General features: G+C 59.1%; 14 protein-coding genes and 1 pseudogene. 7 read left to right on the top strand and 8 right to left on the bottom strand.

Translation table 11 applies throughout. The features are described from left to right. Positions 1 to 81: 81 nt before the first annotated feature. The 4 genes from ACA048_RS20015 (at position 82) to ACA048_RS20000 (ending at position 1,673) form a co-directional block, all read left to right on the top strand. On the top strand, positions 82 to 453 hold the full coding sequence (locus tag ACA048_RS20015) for a bacteriocin (RefSeq protein WP_223516780.1): 372 nt from the start codon (positions 82 to 84) through the stop codon (positions 451 to 453). Positions 454 to 565: 112 nt separating this feature from the next. Further along, positions 566 to 1,042 (top strand): glycine zipper domain-containing protein, encoded by a 477-nt coding sequence (locus ACA048_RS20010; RefSeq protein WP_497625955.1) that lies wholly within the window; start codon positions 566 to 568, stop codon positions 1,040 to 1,042. Between the two features lie 124 nt (positions 1,043 to 1,166). Further along, a complete protein-coding gene (locus ACA048_RS20005) occupies positions 1,167 to 1,355 on the top strand; it encodes a hypothetical protein (protein WP_497625954.1) in 189 nt (62 codons plus the stop codon). Between the two features lie 105 nt (positions 1,356 to 1,460). Continuing rightward, complete coding sequence (locus tag ACA048_RS20000) at positions 1,461 to 1,673, top strand: hypothetical protein (protein ID WP_497625953.1); 213 nt, start codon at positions 1,461 to 1,463, stop codon at positions 1,671 to 1,673. 447 nt (positions 1,674 to 2,120) lie between these two features. Here the strand turns inward: ACA048_RS20000 and ACA048_RS19995 are convergent. Then, positions 2,121 to 5,389, bottom strand: a pseudogene (locus tag ACA048_RS19995) (RHS repeat-associated core domain-containing protein); the annotation flags it as partial. A gap of 3 nt (positions 5,390 to 5,392) precedes the next feature. Continuing rightward, the gene (locus ACA048_RS19990; RefSeq protein ID WP_497625952.1) at positions 5,393 to 6,742 is read right to left on the bottom strand and encodes a hypothetical protein; all 1,350 of its coding nucleotides are present in this window, start codon (positions 6,740 to 6,742) and stop codon (positions 5,393 to 5,395) included. A gap of 251 nt (positions 6,743 to 6,993) precedes the next feature. On the opposite strand from ACA048_RS19990, the gene ACA048_RS19985 reads away from it, so the two are divergent. Then, positions 6,994 to 7,701 (top strand): HAD-IA family hydrolase, encoded by a 708-nt coding sequence (locus ACA048_RS19985; RefSeq protein WP_497625951.1) that lies wholly within the window; start codon positions 6,994 to 6,996, stop codon positions 7,699 to 7,701. Between the two features lie 114 nt (positions 7,702 to 7,815). On the opposite strand, the gene ACA048_RS19980 is transcribed toward ACA048_RS19985, so the two are convergent. Then, a complete protein-coding gene (locus ACA048_RS19980; RefSeq protein WP_497625950.1) occupies positions 7,816 to 8,562 on the bottom strand; it encodes a 3-oxoacyl-ACP reductase family protein in 747 nt (248 codons plus the stop codon). A 124-nt stretch (positions 8,563 to 8,686) separates the two neighbouring features. Between ACA048_RS19980 and ACA048_RS19975 the strand changes: the two genes are divergently transcribed. After that, positions 8,687 to 9,610, top strand: coding sequence for a LysR family transcriptional regulator (locus ACA048_RS19975; protein ID WP_497625949.1), 924 nt, complete (start codon positions 8,687 to 8,689; stop codon positions 9,608 to 9,610). A gap of 182 nt (positions 9,611 to 9,792) precedes the next feature. Here ACA048_RS19975 and ACA048_RS19970 read toward each other — a convergent pair whose 3' ends face one another. Continuing rightward, complete coding sequence (locus tag ACA048_RS19970; protein WP_008027340.1) at positions 9,793 to 10,533, bottom strand: phosphoadenylyl-sulfate reductase; 741 nt, start codon at positions 10,531 to 10,533, stop codon at positions 9,793 to 9,795. A gap of 173 nt (positions 10,534 to 10,706) precedes the next feature. Between ACA048_RS19970 and thrH the strand changes: the two genes are divergently transcribed. Beyond that, positions 10,707 to 11,324, top strand: a complete 618-nt coding sequence (thrH, locus tag ACA048_RS19965; protein WP_483840292.1) for a bifunctional phosphoserine phosphatase/homoserine phosphotransferase ThrH — start codon at positions 10,707 to 10,709, stop codon at positions 11,322 to 11,324. Positions 11,325 to 11,438: 114 nt separating this feature from the next. Here the strand turns inward: thrH and pabB are convergent, their stop codons facing one another. The 4 genes from pabB to rloA form a co-directional block, all read right to left on the bottom strand. After that, positions 11,439 to 12,776: an aminodeoxychorismate synthase component I gene (gene pabB, locus ACA048_RS19960; RefSeq protein WP_497625948.1), complete on the bottom strand. Its 1,338-nt coding sequence runs from the start codon at positions 12,774 to 12,776 to the stop codon at positions 11,439 to 11,441. 215 nt (positions 12,777 to 12,991) lie between these two features. Next, positions 12,992 to 13,978, bottom strand: coding sequence for an alpha-L-glutamate ligase-like protein (locus ACA048_RS19955; RefSeq protein WP_497625947.1), 987 nt, complete (start codon positions 13,976 to 13,978; stop codon positions 12,992 to 12,994). After that, positions 13,978 to 15,513, bottom strand: a complete 1,536-nt coding sequence (rloB, locus tag ACA048_RS19950) for an osmotic stress tolerance membrane protein RloB (protein ID WP_497625946.1) — start codon at positions 15,511 to 15,513, stop codon at positions 13,978 to 13,980. The genes ACA048_RS19955 and rloB overlap by 1 nt, the downstream gene beginning before the upstream one ends. A 5-nt stretch (positions 15,514 to 15,518) precedes the next feature. Further along, complete coding sequence (gene rloA, locus ACA048_RS19945; RefSeq protein ID WP_497625945.1) at positions 15,519 to 16,055, bottom strand: retropepsin-like aspartic peptidase RloA; 537 nt, start codon at positions 16,053 to 16,055, stop codon at positions 15,519 to 15,521. Between the last annotated feature and the right edge of the window lie 173 nt (positions 16,056 to 16,228).

Genomic DNA, 16,228 nt, shown 5'->3' with positions numbered 1-16,228 from the left:
GATGATTTTTTGTGGACGTTTACTGCGTTACAGCATTCAATGCCCGGCTTTCTTTTTTCCCCTGTTTTTGAGGTTTTCGTCATGCGTTTAACACTACCTGCTCTGGTTCTTGGGCTTCTGGTTGCTCAAGGTGCGATGGCTGCCAGTGATGGCACCGCCGCGATCGGCGGCGGTCTGGGTGGCGCGCTGGGTAATGTGGTCGGCCAGAGCATGGGCGGCAGCACCGGCGCAGCAATTGGTGCTGGCGTAGCGGGCGCAGCCGGCAGTGCTGTTGCGGCGCCTAAAGGCCGTCGTACTGAAGCCGCCATTGGTGGCGGTGTTGGTGCAGCCGGTGGTTCGATGATCGGCCACAGCCTGGGCGGCAAGAGCGGCTCCACCATCGGTGCAGGTTTGGGTGGTGCGTTGGGCGGCGGCGTAGGCAGCAACCTGGGCAAAGGTCACAAGCGTCATTGATCCTGATCGATCCGCTGATGAGCCCGGTTGAATGCCGGGCTTTTTCGTTTATGAACGATTTTTTAAACAAAGTCTCCAAGCCCATATACCCCAGAAGAACACGAGGCGTCCTATGACACCGGTTAACAACGGCAAAAAGACTAGAAACGTAAGTGCTCGACGTTTGGCGCTGTCCGCGTTTGTGGTTGGACTGTTGATGGCTCAAGGAGCAATGGCAGCCAACGACGGCACCGCTGCAGTGGGCGGCGGCCTGGGTGGTGCGTTGGGTAACGTCGTCGGCGGACAATTGGGCGGCAGCACGGGCGCAGCCATTGGCGCCGGTGTCGGCGGCGCGGCAGGGAGCGCAGTCGGGGCAAACAAGGGCAGTCGCAATGAAGCGGCAATTGGCGGTGGCTTGGGAGCGGCAGGCGGCTCGGTAATTGGCAACAGTCTCGGCGGCTCTACCGGTTCGACCATCGGTGCCGGTCTTGGTGGTGCAGCAGGTGGTGGCGTCGGCAACAACCTGGGCAACGACGACAATGATCATGGCAGTTCCCATTCCGGTGGTGGCCACAAGCACAAGAATAAACACAAAAACAAACATCACTAACTCGCAATCGAGTGGAAAAACCCGGCCTCGCGCCGGGTTTTTCGTATCCGTATTCCGCAAGCCGGAACGATTGGCCGCAGGCAGTTTCGAACTTCATACACACCCAAGGATTGCGAGGCATGCCATGACGCCTGAAACCGAAGGCAACGAACAAAAAGGGCCGAGTGGGCTTCCGTTCATCAATGACCCCGGCAAAGAGGATCCAGGTTCGCTAATGGACGACGCCACGGTGCCGCTCAACGATTCTGATGACGCGGGCGATGTGGGGAACCTCGAGTACGAAGAAGAGGGCGAAGACGAAGACGAAGATTGATCCTTGTTGCCGCGCTTCGACCGATCGTCTCTCTGATCGAACACTCCCCTGCTTCACCCCCTCGAAGTATTAGGGCCTGATTTTCAAGCCCTTCGAGAGGTGCTTATGAACGCAGATCCGAAAGACACTGATACCGACGACACCCCTGAGTATCCGCTGCCTTCACCGACCGACTCGTTGAGTCGCGATCAACGTCCGCCGGATGACGATACGGCGGTGGAGCAGGTGCCAGCTGATGATGTGAAGCGTGGTGATGTCGAGGCGGATCCTGAGGATCCGGACATTGCCGGCGATGATTACTCGGGCGAACCCAGCTGAAAAGCCGCTGGTCGTTTGTGCGGCAACTTTAAAAAATGAGCGCTGCCAGATCTGGTATGCACCTTTTAAAGGAGATACACCATAATCAGTTCAAAGCTCACAGCCCTGATCATTGCAGGGCTATTGTCGATCAGTTCATTGACCGCCGTTGCTCAATCCAACGGGAATGATGCTCCTGTGGATAAAGGCGGAATGCCTCCGTATACCGAAATGAATGCGAATTGTGCGAATGGTAATGCGTTGCCGCCTGGTTCTATTAACAGCGGGAATGGTGGTGATGCTAATGGGAGCAGCACGAGGTTGGGGGCGGGGAGTGGGGCTGCAGGATCTGGTCGTTTTGATAGCTCCGAGATGAGTGGAACTGGAGGTGGTTCGAATTCTGGGAGTGCAGGCCGAGGAATGAGTAGTAAAGACGGTTCGGGTGGTTGAGCTCCTTGTCCCCTAGATGGCCGTACGCCGGGATGGTGATGTGCTGATGAAATTGCTTGGAGGATCATCGCTGTCGATAGAATGAAGCAGTAGGTCACGGCTTTCCCCTTTGCTCTTAAATCCTGCTCTGAATATTTCATCAGGATGCTTCAAATCACCGCGATAGAGATATTCAGCCTTAATGGTAGGTACGGGGAGTGTTACTTCTCCCTCATCAACCTTAACCTTCCCCGCCGGATCCTCATCCCCAAACGCCGGCCTCTTGCACCCATCCGCTCCAGGACACCCACTCAACTCCAACGGATCAACCCACCCCGTCGGGTTCCGCGTGTACTGATACCCGTTTATACCGCCCGCCAACCCACTCGGATCCGGTGTCAGATACCGTCCAAGATCCGGGTTGTAATAACGATGCCGGTTGTAATGCAGCCCCGTCTCCGCATCGAAGTACTGCCCTTGAAACCTCAACGGTTGATCCAGAACTTGATGTGTATCGCGGTTCAGTCGAGCCAGGCGGCCGTAGGCGGTGTATTGCGCGGCCCAGATGATGTCGCCGCTGTAATCGGTGAGTTCTTGTGGGGTGCCGAGGTGGTCGAGTTGGTAGTAGAACGGGCAGGCCTGGCGCGGGCCTTTGCCGTCGAGCATGGCGAGTGGGCGGAAGGTGCCGGGTTCGTAAAGGTAGCTGCGATGGTGGTCCTGGCTGTGTTCGGCGATGAGGTGGTCGCCTTGCCAGAAAAACTCGGTGGTTTTGCCGTCGACGGTTTTGCTGATACGGCGACCGAAGGCGTCGTAGCGGTAGGTCGCGCTGGTGCCGTTGGGCAAGGTGGCGCCGATGAGTCGGTGCTGGCAGTCGTAGCGGTATTCGGTGACGAGTTTTTGCGCAGAGCCTCGGCGTTCGCGGATCAGGTTGCCGAAGGCGTCGTAGTCGAAGTGCCGGTCGCCTTGCATCAACAGGCGATTGCCTTTGACGGCGGACGGGCCGGGGCGATCCTGCATCAGCAGGTTGCCGGCCGGATCGTGGGCGAAGTTTTCGGGGTATTGATCGCGGGAGTGGCGAACGCGGATCAGGCGGTTCAGGGGATCGTATTGATAGTTGCGTTGGCCGTGCCGAGTGTCAGCGATGGTGTCGAGATTGCCGTTGGCGCTGTAGGCGAAGTCGCGTCGATATATCGATTGCTGATGTTGGCTGACCGCGTGGGCTTTCAGACGACCTTGTTCGTCGTGCTCGTACTGGCTGTGTAACAAGCCTTGCTGGCGCTGCAACTCACGGCCGAATTGATAGGTGTGGCTCGTAAGACGTGTGCCGTTAAGGTCGATGGCGGTCAGTGCGCCACCCTTGGCGCGGTGGTAAGCCAGTTTGCTGTTGTCTGGCAGGCGCAGGTGGCTGAGTCGGCCGCAAGCGTCGTAGCCATAACGCAGCGTGGCCCAACTCTGGTGGTCAGTGATCAGCCGGTTCTGAGTGTCGTATTCGAATTCCAGTGGGTGATCGTGGTTGTCATCGACGCTGACCAAACGACCCAGGCTGTCGTAGTGGTATTCGACCTTGATGCCGTCGGGCAGGGTTTTGATCAGCAGGCGACCGGCCGAGTCCCGTTGATAACGGGTTATCAGCTGCGAGCCGTCATCGCCGAACTCGGTTTTCTCCAGCAGATGGCCATTGAGGTCGTAGGCGTACGCGGTGCGTCGACCGTCAAACCCGCTTTCGTGTCGGATCAATCCACTGGGCGTGTAGTCCAGCTGATGGCGTTCGCCGGACTCGTTCTCTATTTCGCTCAGCAGCAGCCGTGCGTTGTCATAACGATAACGAAGTTGTGTGCCGTCGGGGTTGATCCGGCGACTGACCAGGTGCAGGTCATCGTCGTACTCAAAACGCGTGATCCGGCCCAGCTCATCGCGTTCGGCGGTGATCTTGCCGTAGGCGTTGTAGCTGAAGGCTCGGCTGGCGCCAGTAGGAAGAATTGTCTGAATCAGTCGGCCAACGGCGTCCCACTGGTAGTGAGTGACAGCACCGTGTTCGTCCTGACGGGTAATTTGCCGTCCCAGAACATCGTAGGAAAACCGCCGCGGTCCGCCGTTCGGCAGGGTTTCCTCGATCAGTTGCCCGATAGCATCCCGAACGAAAACATGACGACTGCTGTCCGGATAACGGATCGACAGCAGTCGTCCTTGAGCGTCGTAGTGGTGGTGGGTGATCTGGCCGTCGGGATCGATGGCCTCGGTAACATCGCCCTGAGCGTTGCGTTGATATTTCCATACCGCTTTGCCGCGATAGCACGCATGCAGGAAACCGTTGCGGTACTCGTAGGAGGTTGGCTCATCTTCAGGTGAAATCAGCGCAATCAGCCGCCCGATGTCGTCGTAGCGGTATTGAGTAATTGCCCCCAGCGCGGCCCCTGTTCGGCAATCAGCTGACCCTTGTGGTCATACGTCTTGAGGCGCTCGGCGCCATCCGCCTCAACCCGGCGCACCAACCGCGCCGTGTTGTCATGGACATACACTTCCTCGCTGCCATCGACGTTTTTAACCAGTACTGCGCTGTTGTCGTCCCAGGCATAGCGCGTATCCATTTGCGCGAACGACGCCCAGTGCCGAATGCATCGGGCGGCTTTTCCGGACCGTTCCCACTCCCAGAAGAAACTCGCCCCACCGGCCAGTTGTCGTTGGAGAATCACGTGTTGGTCGTCGTAGTCGTACCGTTCGCTTTCCCCGGCGGCATTGGTCGCTTCAATCAGTCGCTGTCGGGCGTCGTAGCGGTAGGCGATCAGCGTTTGCTCTGTGCGCCAGGTGTCATCCGCAGTGTCGGCAGGGTGGAACGACTGATACTCGACAGCGATGATGTGCCGGCGCTCGTAACGCAACAGCAGCGAACGACCCGCACCGTTGTCGAGGCGCTGAATGCGATCCAGAAGGTCACGGGTGACGTGCAATCGGTTGTTGTATGCGTCGCTGATCGCGGTCAGCCGCCCATTGCGAAAGTGATAAAAGCGCACCGTCTCGCCAGCCAGGACGAGGACTAGCTCTTCAGGCTGATGCCCGAGATAAATCGCGGTCCGGGACAGGCTGTTGTGAATGGCCGGGCGTTCCTGACTGGGCCGCGGAAACGTCGTGCGGCGGTTTTCATGGTCGATCCAGACGACGTGCTCTGCGTCCAGCTCTAACCGATGCGCCAGCGAATGACTCCAGCCCCAGCCCAGCCCGCAATCGATGTCCACAGCGCTGGTTCGGTACAACCGGGTGAACGCAAACGGCAGCAAACCGTTGAGCGATCCATCGTCCAGGGTCAGCAACTCTTAGCCGGTGACCATCGACACCGGGCAGCCATTGGTGCAGGTCAGTTGAGAGCAGTCGGCGCTGTCGCCGTTGGGGTTTTTCGCCTGCTTGGGGGCATCATTCCGTTGTTCGTGCCGGCCCAGGCGGGTTTTGGCTGCGGACTTGTTGCGAGCAATGGCGACCGGGTTGTTGACCAACACAATCGGTGTAGAGCCCGCACTGATCTGCTGCGGCACCGCAAGCGCAGGGTTCAACGGAGCAGTCCGGATGTTGAGCGCGAGGGGTTTGAGTACACCCGCATGGGGTGTCAGGTCGGATTGGGCGGCCAGCCGCAAACTCGCGGCAGCCAGCCATTTGCGCGCTCGCACCGATTTGATTTTGCTCAGCACCCTGGCGCTGATGCCGGACGTCAGTCCCAGAGGACCTGTAGCGCATGCGAGCAGGAATCCGATCAATATCCCTGTACGAATTTCCGCCACGACCTCGGCGATGTGCTGCGGTGGCATCATCCGCAGCCAACTGGTGAACGCCGCGAGATGGATGAACATCAACGGCTCGTCACTCAACACCAACAACAGATTGGCAATCGATTCAGCCGAGGCCTTCAACAGCGTTTCAAGTTCGGTCTCGGTCAGGTATTCAAGGAGCTTTTCGCTGTTGGCTTGCAGGTCCGTGATCAGCTCGTAAATCTGCTTCACGTCGTCCCACAAACCATTCAGCGAGTTCTCGCAACCGAGCCAGTCAGCTTGTTGCAGCAGGCCGTAGCGCCTGATGAATTCGGCCTCGGAATACGCTGCCCATGACGGTTCGAATTCGCTCGACCACTCATTGCGCAGCCAACCTTCCAGGTCGTCGATGACACCTTGATACGAGGCGTACAACGCTTTGACATGGTCAGTGGAAACATTCGGAAAGAAGGTGATGCGGTAACGCTGACCGCGCTCGCACTCGGGAATTTCGAGGATGCCGCTGGGGCCGATCTCGTGGTTAACCGGCTCTCCAAAGGTGCCGTCAGCGTTCAACGGCTCCAGCATCACCGGCGTATTGCCAATCGGCACGAACCTTGCCGCGTCGAACATGTGCACCAGCGTCAACGGGCCGCTGGCCGGACGCGCCGCGACGGTTGCGCTGACCTGTGTGGTGGAATGTTTTGGGGCGACCAGCCGGACTTCGTTGCCGACCTTGAATACCTGCTCGATATCCAGCGCCTTGCCGGTCCAGAAAATCTGCGCCCAGGCGTCGTAGTCGTTGAGGCACAGCCGAAAGTCTGCGAGCAGTGCTTTGACGTCTGGCTGCCCGGGGTCCATGGCAGCGACCACCAGCAGCCCGATGGCGTTATTCAAGGCCACTACCTTGTCAGGTACGAACATTCGCAGTCCCTCGCGCAGATCAAATGTGAGCGCGAGACTTTGCTTGGGATCAGCGGGTAAAGAAGTCGGGAAAGGAGGCGTTTTATGCAGGGAAAATCGCTAAATGACGACCAGCATTTTTGTAACGGGCAGGCATTGCCCGTTGCCCAACATCAGCCGCGCTCGCTATGCTGCTGAATCCTTTAATCGATCACGGACCCGGCCGTATTTGAGCCGCCTCTGGGATGTCATTAGAAAACGGATCCGATGCGATGAATGCACCGCTCAATCAGTTCGGCCCGATCAAGGCTGTGATTTTCGACATGGACGGCTTGTTGCTGGACACCGAGGGCATTTATACCGAGGTCACGTCCCTGATCGCCGCGCGTTACGGTCGGGTTTTTGACTGGAGCATCAAGCAAAATATTATCGGTCGCGGTGCCGGTGATCTGGCGCGTTACGTGGTCGAGGCGCTCGATCTGCCGATCACCGCCGAAGAGTTCCTGGTGATCCGTGAGCCGCTGATGCGCGAGCGCTTTCCTACAGCTCTGGCGATGCCGGGTGCAGAGGAACTGGTGCGGCACTTGAAGGCCAACAATATTCCGATTGCAGTGGGCACCAGTTCTTCGCGTCAGTCATTCGGTCAAAAAACCACGTTGCACCGTGACTGGTTTGCGCTGTTCGACTTCATCGTGACGGCCGATGACCCGGAAGTAGGCGCAGCCAAGCCGGCACCGGATATCTTCCTCACGGCAGCGCGGCGCCTTGGCGTTGCGCCTGAGGACTGCCTGGTGTTTGAAGATTCACCGTTTGGTGTCACCGCGGCGAAAGCAGCGGGGATGACTGCGATAGCGATCCCGGACGCGGCCATGGCGGACGAAAAATACGCACATGCCGATGGGATTCTTCGTACGCTGAAGGCGTTCACGCCGAGCGCTTGCGGCTTGCCTGCGCTGGAATGGGCTCAACGCAACAGCTGACAAATGTGGGAACGAGCCTGCTCGCGAAAGCGATAGGTCAGACGACATGAATGTTGCCTGACGCATCGTCATCGCGAGCAGGCTCGCTCCCACCTTTTGATTGCGTCTAGCTCATCAGGCGCCGAAACCACCGTCGATGGTCAGGCTGGCACCCGTGATGTAGCCGGCTTCGGGACCGACAAGGTAGGCAACGAAGCTGGCGATTTCTTCGGCTTTGCCGTAACGACCCACTGCCATCAACGGGATCAGGCTTTCAGCGAAGTCACCGTCGGCCGGGTTCATGTCGGTGTCGACCGGGCCGGGCTGCACATTGTTGATGGTGATGCCGCGTGGGCCGAGGTCGCGGGCCAGGCCTTTGGTAAGGCCGACCAGCGCCGCTTTGCTCATGGCGTACGGGCCACCACCGGCGAAGGGCATGCGGTCGGCGTTGGTGCTGCCGATGTTGATGATGCGACCGCCCTCGGTCATGTGTGTGGCGGCGGCCTGGGTGGCGATGAACACGCTGCGCACGTTGATGGCGAGGGTCTGGTCGAAGTCTTCGAGTTTGAAATCTTCCAGGGGGGCAACGGCCAGCACGCCGGCGTTGTTGACCAGGATATCCAGGCGACCGAAAGCTTTGACGGTAGCGCTCACGGCGCTGCGAATGGCCTCGGCGTCGGCGCTGTCCGCCTTGATGGCCAGGGCTTTGCCGCCGTTGGTGATGATGCTGTTTTGCAACTCTTCGGCTTTACTGGTGGAGCTGATGTAAGTGAAGGCAACAGTTGCGCCTTCAGCGGCCAGGCGTTTGACGATGGCTGCGCCGATGCCGCGGGATCCGCCTTGGATCAACGCCACTTTGCCGCTGAGGTTCTGAGTAGTCATATCGATCTCCAAAGTCCCGAGGCGGATGCCTCGGTTGATGGAGCCTAGTATCGATTGAGGATTACACGCTGAGTAGACGGCAATTGCGATAGTCTGTGTAAACCCAAAGTTTATAGTGGCGCTTATGGAAACCTTCAGCAGTATCGAATGCTTCGTGCGCAGCGCCGAGGTCGGCAGCTTTGCCGAAGCTGCCCGGCGCTTGAGCCTGACCCCGGCCGCTGTGGGCAAGAGTGTTGCAAAACTTGAGGCACGGCTCGGTGTGCGGTTGTTTCAACGCAGCACCCGCAGCTTGACGTTGACGGAGGCCGGTCAGCTGTTTCTCGGCGAGGTCAGTTCCAGTCTGCACACGATCCAGAATGCCGTCGCCAATCTGGCCAGCGCCGAAGGGCGACCGGCGGGGACGTTGAAGGTCAGCATGGGTACGGTGTTCGGGCGTTTGTATATCGTGCCGTTGTTGGGAGAGTTTCTGCGGCGGTATCCGGCGATCAATCCGGATTGGCACTTCGATAACCGTCAGGTCGATTTGATCGCGCAGGGGTTCGACGCGGCCATCGGCGGCGGTTTCGAACTGCCCCAAGGCGTGGTGGCGCGCAAGCTGACACCGGCGCATCGGGTGTTGGTGGCGTCAGCCGGGTATCTGGAGGCGCACGACGTCATCGTCGAGCCCGATCATCTCAAGCACCACGATGGCATTCTGATTCGTTCGCCGCAGACCGGCCGGGTGCGTTCCTGGCAGTTGACCAGTCGCACGCAGCAGCACAGTCCGTTGACGCTGAAGGCGCGGATGACCATGAGCGATTCGGAAGCCGCGTGCGCGACGGCGGCCCAAGGGCTGGGGATTGCGCTGGTGAGCATGCCGTTCGCTTCGGGTTATCTGGAGAGCGGGAAGCTGCAACGAGTGCTGCCGGACTGGTACGTCGACGATGGCAACATTTCGATCTATTACGCGGAACACAAACTGTTGCCGGGCAAGACCCGGGCGTTCGTGGATTTCATCATTGAGCAGTTTGCGGAGCAGGGGTTGGGGCAGCGGTTTAGTGCGGTTTGAGTTCGGCTTGGGACCGAGATGCTGGCATCGCGGGCAAGCCCGGCTCCCACAGGGGATTTGTGAGCGCCGAAAATCCATTGTGAGCGTGGCTTGCCCGCGATAAACGATAACGCGGTCTACTGCCCCAATCGCCCCGGCCAGCCAATAAAGTACTCTCACCGGGGATATCACAACGCTGGGGCTCAGGCCTTGGACTTGCTGATGATGTTGCCCGCATGCAACCCGCATTCTTTCTGCGTTGCCTCTTCCCACCACCAGCGACCTTCGCGTTCATGCTGATTCGGCAGCACTGGCCGGGTGCACGGTTCGCAGCCAATGCTAATGAACCCGCGCTCATGCAGGCTGTTGTAGGGCAGCTCCAGCATGCGGATGTAGCCCCAGATCTCTTCGCTGGTCATTTGCGCCAGCGGGTTGAATTTGTACAGGGTGCGTTCGGGTGTAGAGAACGCGGTATCGATTTCCAGCACGGCGACGGCGCTGCGGGTGCCGGGGCTCTGGTCGCGGCGCTGACCGGTGGCCCAAGCCGTGACGCCGGACAACTTGCGGCGCAACGGTTCGATCTTGCGGATGCCGCAGCATTCGCCATGGCCGTCCTTGTAGAAGCTGAACAGGCCTTTTTCCTTCACGAACGGTTCAAGTTTCGTGTAGTCCGGCGACACCAATTCGATGTCGATCTTGTAGTGCTCACGCACCTGATCGATGAAGCGGTAGGTTTCCGGGTGCAAGCGGCCGGTGTCGAGGCTGAACACCTTGACGTTCTTGTTCAGCTTCCAGGCCATGTCTACCAGCACCACGTCTTCGGCGCCGCTGAAAGATATCCACAAGTCATCGCCAAACTCGGCGAACGCCAGTTTCAGGATGTCCTGGGCGGATTTATTGGCATAGGTCGTGGCGAGTTCCACGACGTCGAACGTTGGGCTCATCAGGGCGGCTTCCTACAGGTCGGTGGCGCTGGGCGCTCTATATGGCTGCGATGGTAACAAAATCCTGCAGCCGCTGGCGCCACCTCTGCGTTGCGCCGGTCAGCCCGAATCGCTAGAGTTCGGCAGTCTTTTTGCTTGCTCGACTCAATAATCAATACAAATGGGAGTGTCTTGTGGAAATTGCCTGTCTGGATCTTGAAGGTGTACTGGTCCCGGAAATCTGGATCGCTTTCGCCGAAAAAACCGGGATCGAATCGCTCCGGGCCACCACTCGGGACATTCCCGACTATGACGTGCTGATGAAGCAACGCCTGCGAATCCTCGACGAACACGGCTTGAAACTCGCCGACATTCAGGAAGTGATTGCCACGCTCAAGCCACTCGATGGCGCCATTGAGTTCGTCAACTGGCTGCGCGAGCGTTTTCAGGTGGTGATTCTGTCAGACACGTTCTACGAGTTTTCGCAGCCGTTGATGCGTCAACTGGGCTTCCCGACGTTGCTCTGCCATCGTCTGATTACCGACGATTCCGGTCGGGTGACCAGCTATCAGTTGCGTCAGAAAGATCCCAAGCGTCAGTCGGTTTTGGCCTTCAAGAGCCTTTACTACCGGGTGATCGCGGCGGGGGATTCTTACAATGACACCACGATGCTGGGTGAGGCGGATGCGGGGATTCTGTTCCATGCGCCGGACAATGTGATTCGCGAGTTCCCGCAGTTCCCGGCGGTGCATACGTTTGAAGAGCTGAAGCAGGAGTTCATCAAGGCTTCGAATCGGGCTTTGAGCCTGTAAACAAATCCTTGTGGCGAGGGAACTTGCTCCCGCTGGGGCGCGAAGCGGCCCTAAAAACAGGCGACCGCTACGCAGCCGAGCGGGAGCAAGCTCCCTCGCCACAAAAGCTCGGCTTTAGAGGTTTTGAAGGGTATCGAGCAGGACCTTCACCTTGGTAATCGATTCCTGATACTCGGCCTGCCATTCGGAATCGGCGACGATCCCGCCACCGCCCCAGCAACACACCTGCCCATCCTTGACCAGCAAGCTGCGAATCGCGATGGAACTGTCCATCTCGCCACGCACATCCAGATACAGCAGTGACCCGCAGTACAAGCCGCGCCGGGTCGGCTCCAGCTCATCAATGATCTGCATCGCACGAATCTTCGGCGCGCCGGTGATCGAGCCGCCGGGGAAACTGCCGGCGATCAGGTCCAGCGCATCCCGGTCATCCGCCAGTTCACCGGTCACGCTGCTCACCAAGTGATGCACGTTTGGATAACTTTCCAGGCTGAACAGCTCCGGCACTCGCACCGAACCGATGCGACAGGTACGGCCCAAGTCATTGCGCAGCAGGTCGACAATCATCAAGTTTTCCGCGCGGTCCTTGGGGCTGGCCAGCAGTTCGGCGGCGTTCGCGGCATCTTCGGCTGCGGTCAGGCCGCGCGGGCGGGTGCCTTTGATTGGGCGGGTTTCCACATGACGTTCGCTGACTTTGACGAAGCGCTCCGGGGACAGGCTCAGCACCGCGCCGCCATCGGACAGGCTCTGGAAACCGGAAAAGGGTGTTGGGCACGCGGCTCGCAGCGCGACATACGCAGCCCATGGATCGCCTTGGCACTCAGCCCGGAAACGCTGGGCGAAGTTGACCTGATAGCAATCGCCAGCCTGAATGTAGTTTTGAATACGTTCCAGCGCCCGTCGATACTCGTCGGCGCTCAGATCGGCACTCATCGGCGCTTTCAGTGTGAAGGGTTCAACGGCCTCAGCGGTCGGCTGGCTGAACAGCGTGATCAGACGCTGGCGTTCGCTTTCGATCAACGACGGGTGAAACACCAGTTGACTGGTCTTCAAGTGGTGATCGCTGATCAAGGCCCAGTCATACAACCCGAAACGCGCGTCGGGTAATTGCAGATCGTCTTGCGCCTGGCTCGGCAGATGCTCCAGGTGCCGACCGAAGTCGTAGCTCAGATAACCGATCAGGCCGCCGGCGAAGGGCAGTTCATTAGGAACAGCCGCTTCACCGAGTCGTGTCAGATGGTCGCGCAGGCGTTGCAGGAAATCGCTGCCGCTTTCGTCAGGCAGCACCGCCAATTGCTCCAGCGGCCAGGCGCTGAGCAGATCAAAACGGCCACGCTCGGCACTTGGCCGGCCACTGTCGAGCAGCACGGCGCCGGGAGCATGACGAATCGCCGCGAAGTACTCGGCGGGGTTGGCGCGATAAGGGAGCGGGTGTACGGAACAGGTCAACATGGGCGGGGAAGATCGGCCATCGAGGCGGGGTGGCGATTGTAGACCTCTGCAGGATTTGCTCCTAGAGGGGATGTCGGGGATTGGCAGGTTGGCGGCAGGGTTGAGAGAGCTGGTGACTGTTCGACCGCTATCGCGAGCAAGCTCGGCTCCTACAGGGTTTAGCGCGTTCTTGTAGGAGCTGAGCCTGCTCGCGATGGCCGCGGCTCGGTATTGGATCAGCCCTCAACCGCCGGAATATGCCCAAACATTTCCTGAACAAACTCCACTCGCTCTTTCACCGTCTCGGTAACCCCGCGAGCCTTCAATTCTTCCAGTCGCGCTTCAACCGCATGCGTGCGCAAGGTCAGCCCGCAATCGTTGGCAATCTGAATGTTCAACCCCGGCCGGGCATTGAGCTCAAGGATCAACGGGCCTTTTTCCTGGTCCAGGACCATGTCGACACCGATGTAACCCAGTCCGCACAGCTCATAACAGCCGGCAGCGAGTTTCATGAAACCGTCCCAGTAGGGCAGTTGCACGCCATCGACGGCGTTGGTGGTGTCCGGGTGTTTGGTGATGATGTTGTTCAGCCACGTACCGCGCAGTGTCTCGCCGGTCGCGAGGTCGACGCCGACGCCGATGGCGCCCTGGTGCAGGTTGGCCTTGCCGCCGGATTGCCGGGTTGGCAAGCGCAACATGGCCATCACCGGGTAGCCCATCAGCACGATGATGCGAATGTCCGGCACGCCTTCATAGCTGATGCTTTTGAAGATTTGGTCCGGGATCACCCGGTATTCGATCAGCGCGCGGTCGCGGTGACCGCCCAGGGAATACAGGCCGGTGAGGATGCTTGAGACATGGTGCTCGATTTCCTCATGACTGATGATCTTGCCGGACACCGTGCGGTAGCGGCCCTCGAAACGGTCGACAATCACAATGATGCCGTCACCGCCCGCGCCCTGGGCCGGTTTGATCACGAAGTCGGTGCGCCCGCCGACGATCTCGTCGAGGTTATCGATTTCCTTCTCGGTAGAAATCACGCCATACAATTCCGGCACGTGAATGCCGGCAGCAATGGCGCGTTCCTTGGTGATGATCTTGTCATCGACGATCGGGTACAGGCTGCGCTTGTTGTACTTGAGCACGTAGTCGGCGTTACGCCGGTTGATGCCCATGATGCCCCGGGCTTCCAGGGCCTTCCAGGTCTTCCAGAAACCGAACATCAGGCGTCAGCCTTCTTCAGGAACGCCTTGAAACGCACCAGTTCGGTCAGGCGGTAGCCGCGATAGCGACCCATTGCCAGCATGAAGCCCACCAGGATCAGCAGGATCGCCGGGAAGGTGAACACGAAGTACACCAGCTCCGGCACGGTCATGATCAAGTGCGCCAGGGACGCGGCGAACAGGGTTCCGACGGCCACTTTCATGGCATGGCCCGAGCCGCGTTCTTCCCAGGTAATCGACAGGCGTTCGATGGTCATCGTCAGAATTACCATCGGGAACAGCGCCACCGACAGCCCGCGTTCCAGGCCGAGTTTATGGCTGAACAGGCTGATGGCCGCAATCAGTACCACCACGAAGGTCAGCACCACCGACAGCCTCGGCAGCATTTGCAGCTTCAGGTGTTCCAGGTAGGAGCGCAGCGAGAGCCCCAGCGCCGTGATGATCGTAAACAGCACGATACCGAAGCCGAGCTGGGTTTCGCGGAAGGCGAGGGCGATCAGCACCGGGGTAAAGGTGCCGAGTGTCTGAATGCCGATCAGGTTGCGCAAGATCAGAATCACTAGCACGCCAATCGGGATCATCACCATGATCATGAACGTCTGCTGGGTTTGCAGCGGCAGGCCGTACAGCGAGTATTCGAGGAAGTTGGCGTCGGTGTTTTCATCGGTCAGCTTGGCCAGGCGAATGGCGTTCATTTCGCTGTTGTTCAGGCTGAAAGTCACGCTGGCTTTTTTGCCGCCATCGACCGTGATCAGGTTTTCGTCGCCGGTCCACCACAGCAAACGGTCGGTCGGCAGGCCTTGTTCACCGGATTCCGGGTTGAAGTACAGCCAGTCAGTGCCGTTGAAGCTGCGCAACCACAGTTCAGGCACTTGCGGCTGGTCGGCCACCAGACGAATGGTGTGGACCTTTTCCACCGGCACGTGGGCGATGGACAGTACCAGCTCGACGATTTTGGCTTTGTTCGCGCTGGACGGATCACCAGCCAGCAGCAGTTTCACATTGTCGTCGCTGAGGTTGTTGACCCGCTTGATCGCCTCACCAATGAACGTTTCGACGTCGGCCGAGTGCTGGCGAATCGGCGCGAGCAGGGCTTCGGCAGCGATTTTTTCCGGGCCTTCGACGGCGATACTGTCGCGGAAGGTCGGGCCTTTGACTTTGGATTTTTCGCCGGAGTAACGCTTGGTCAGCACCAGGCGGTAATACAGTGTCTGGTTGCCCTTGGCCCGGCGCGCCGACCAGGTGACCTTGCGGTTGCCGTCGACCCGGTTCACCGCCACACCGTAATTATTGGAGATGAAACTCTCGTTGAGACTGACGAAGTCGCGGCTCAGCGGCGGCACGAACATCTGGATCTTGACCGGGTCTTTGGCACTGGCGACGAACTCGACCTTGGCGTCGATGTTCCACAAGTCGTCGGTGGCGTCTTCGGTCACGGGAATGCCGAGCACGAAGATCTGATAGGCCGTAACTGAAATGCCCAGCACCACGAGGATGGCGATCAGCATTTTCAGATGGAGGTTAAGAGAGCGCATTGGAATTACTCTGCGGTATGAGCTTCGGTGGCGCAGGCGGGTTTGCCAGCAGCGTATTTAAGACTGGGGTCGACCAGCGCGTCGAAGCGTTTGAGCGCTTCGGAGCCGATCAACAACGGGTATTGGAAAGCGCTGCGGTCGGTCAGGTTCACTTCGATGCTGCGTAAAGCCGAACCCATGCAAATGTCCAGTTCGATCACCGGGCGGGCCGTGTACTTCTTGCCTTCTTCCGGGTCGTAGTCACCGGCCCGGCGCTTGATCTTGCTGACCCGGGCCAGAGGGCGTTCGATCGGGTGCGAATGGGCGGCGTCGATGGCCAGGTAAAAGCGCACCCAGGACTCGCCATTGCGTTTGAAGCGTTTGATGTCGCGGGCACTCAGTGAAGCGGTCTTCGCCCCGGTGTCGAGTTTGGCCGCGACTTCAAGGTTGATGCCATCCAGTGACGCGTACTCGTTGAGGCCGTACACCGTCTTTTCCCCTGCCGCGGCAAAACCGGGCAGGCAAAGTAGATAAAGGAATGTCGGGAAGGGCTTGAGTCTCATAAATCCTGGCGCGCAGCGGTCCGTACTTCAATTCAAGGCCCTGGCATTGCTGCACAAGCTCCCTCGTATGCCTGTCAGCTATTTATGACAAGCAGTGCAGATGCCACAAACAAATGCGGGCGGCATTCTAGCACGGTGGTTTGATGGCGCCAGCGCTGGCAGGCGGCTATAAA

The organism is Pseudomonas sp. LBUM1659 (genome assembly GCF_059716045.1).
Note: the sequence above shows the minus strand (reverse complement) of the source record. Positions and strands in the feature narration are given on the sequence as shown.

Excerpts from the sequence above, each read along its gene's own strand:
- ACA048_RS20015 (WP_223516780.1), top strand. The coding sequence starts at position 82 with ATGCGTTTAACACTACCTGCTCTGGTTCTTGGGCTTCTGGTTGCTCAA.
- ACA048_RS20010 (WP_497625955.1), top strand. The coding sequence starts at position 566 with ATGACACCGGTTAACAACGGCAAAAAGACTAGAAACGTAAGTGCTCGA.
- ACA048_RS20005 (WP_497625954.1), top strand. The coding sequence starts at position 1,167 with ATGACGCCTGAAACCGAAGGCAACGAACAAAAAGGGCCGAGTGGGCTT.
- ACA048_RS20000 (WP_497625953.1), top strand. The coding sequence starts at position 1,461 with ATGAACGCAGATCCGAAAGACACTGATACCGACGACACCCCTGAGTAT.
- ACA048_RS19990 (WP_497625952.1), bottom strand. The coding sequence starts at position 6,742 with ATGTTCGTACCTGACAAGGTAGTGGCCTTGAATAACGCCATCGGGCTG.
- ACA048_RS19985 (WP_497625951.1), top strand. The coding sequence starts at position 6,994 with ATGAATGCACCGCTCAATCAGTTCGGCCCGATCAAGGCTGTGATTTTC.
- ACA048_RS19980 (WP_497625950.1), bottom strand. The coding sequence starts at position 8,562 with ATGACTACTCAGAACCTCAGCGGCAAAGTGGCGTTGATCCAAGGCGGA.
- ACA048_RS19975 (WP_497625949.1), top strand. The coding sequence starts at position 8,687 with ATGGAAACCTTCAGCAGTATCGAATGCTTCGTGCGCAGCGCCGAGGTC.
- ACA048_RS19970 (WP_008027340.1), bottom strand. The coding sequence starts at position 10,533 with ATGAGCCCAACGTTCGACGTCGTGGAACTCGCCACGACCTATGCCAAT.
- pabB (WP_497625948.1), bottom strand. The coding sequence starts at position 12,776 with ATGTTGACCTGTTCCGTACACCCGCTCCCTTATCGCGCCAACCCCGCC.
- ACA048_RS19955 (WP_497625947.1), bottom strand. The coding sequence starts at position 13,978 with ATGTTCGGTTTCTGGAAGACCTGGAAGGCCCTGGAAGCCCGGGGCATC.
- rloB (WP_497625946.1), bottom strand. The coding sequence starts at position 15,513 with ATGCGCTCTCTTAACCTCCATCTGAAAATGCTGATCGCCATCCTCGTG.
- rloA (WP_497625945.1), bottom strand. The coding sequence starts at position 16,055 with ATGAGACTCAAGCCCTTCCCGACATTCCTTTATCTACTTTGCCTGCCC.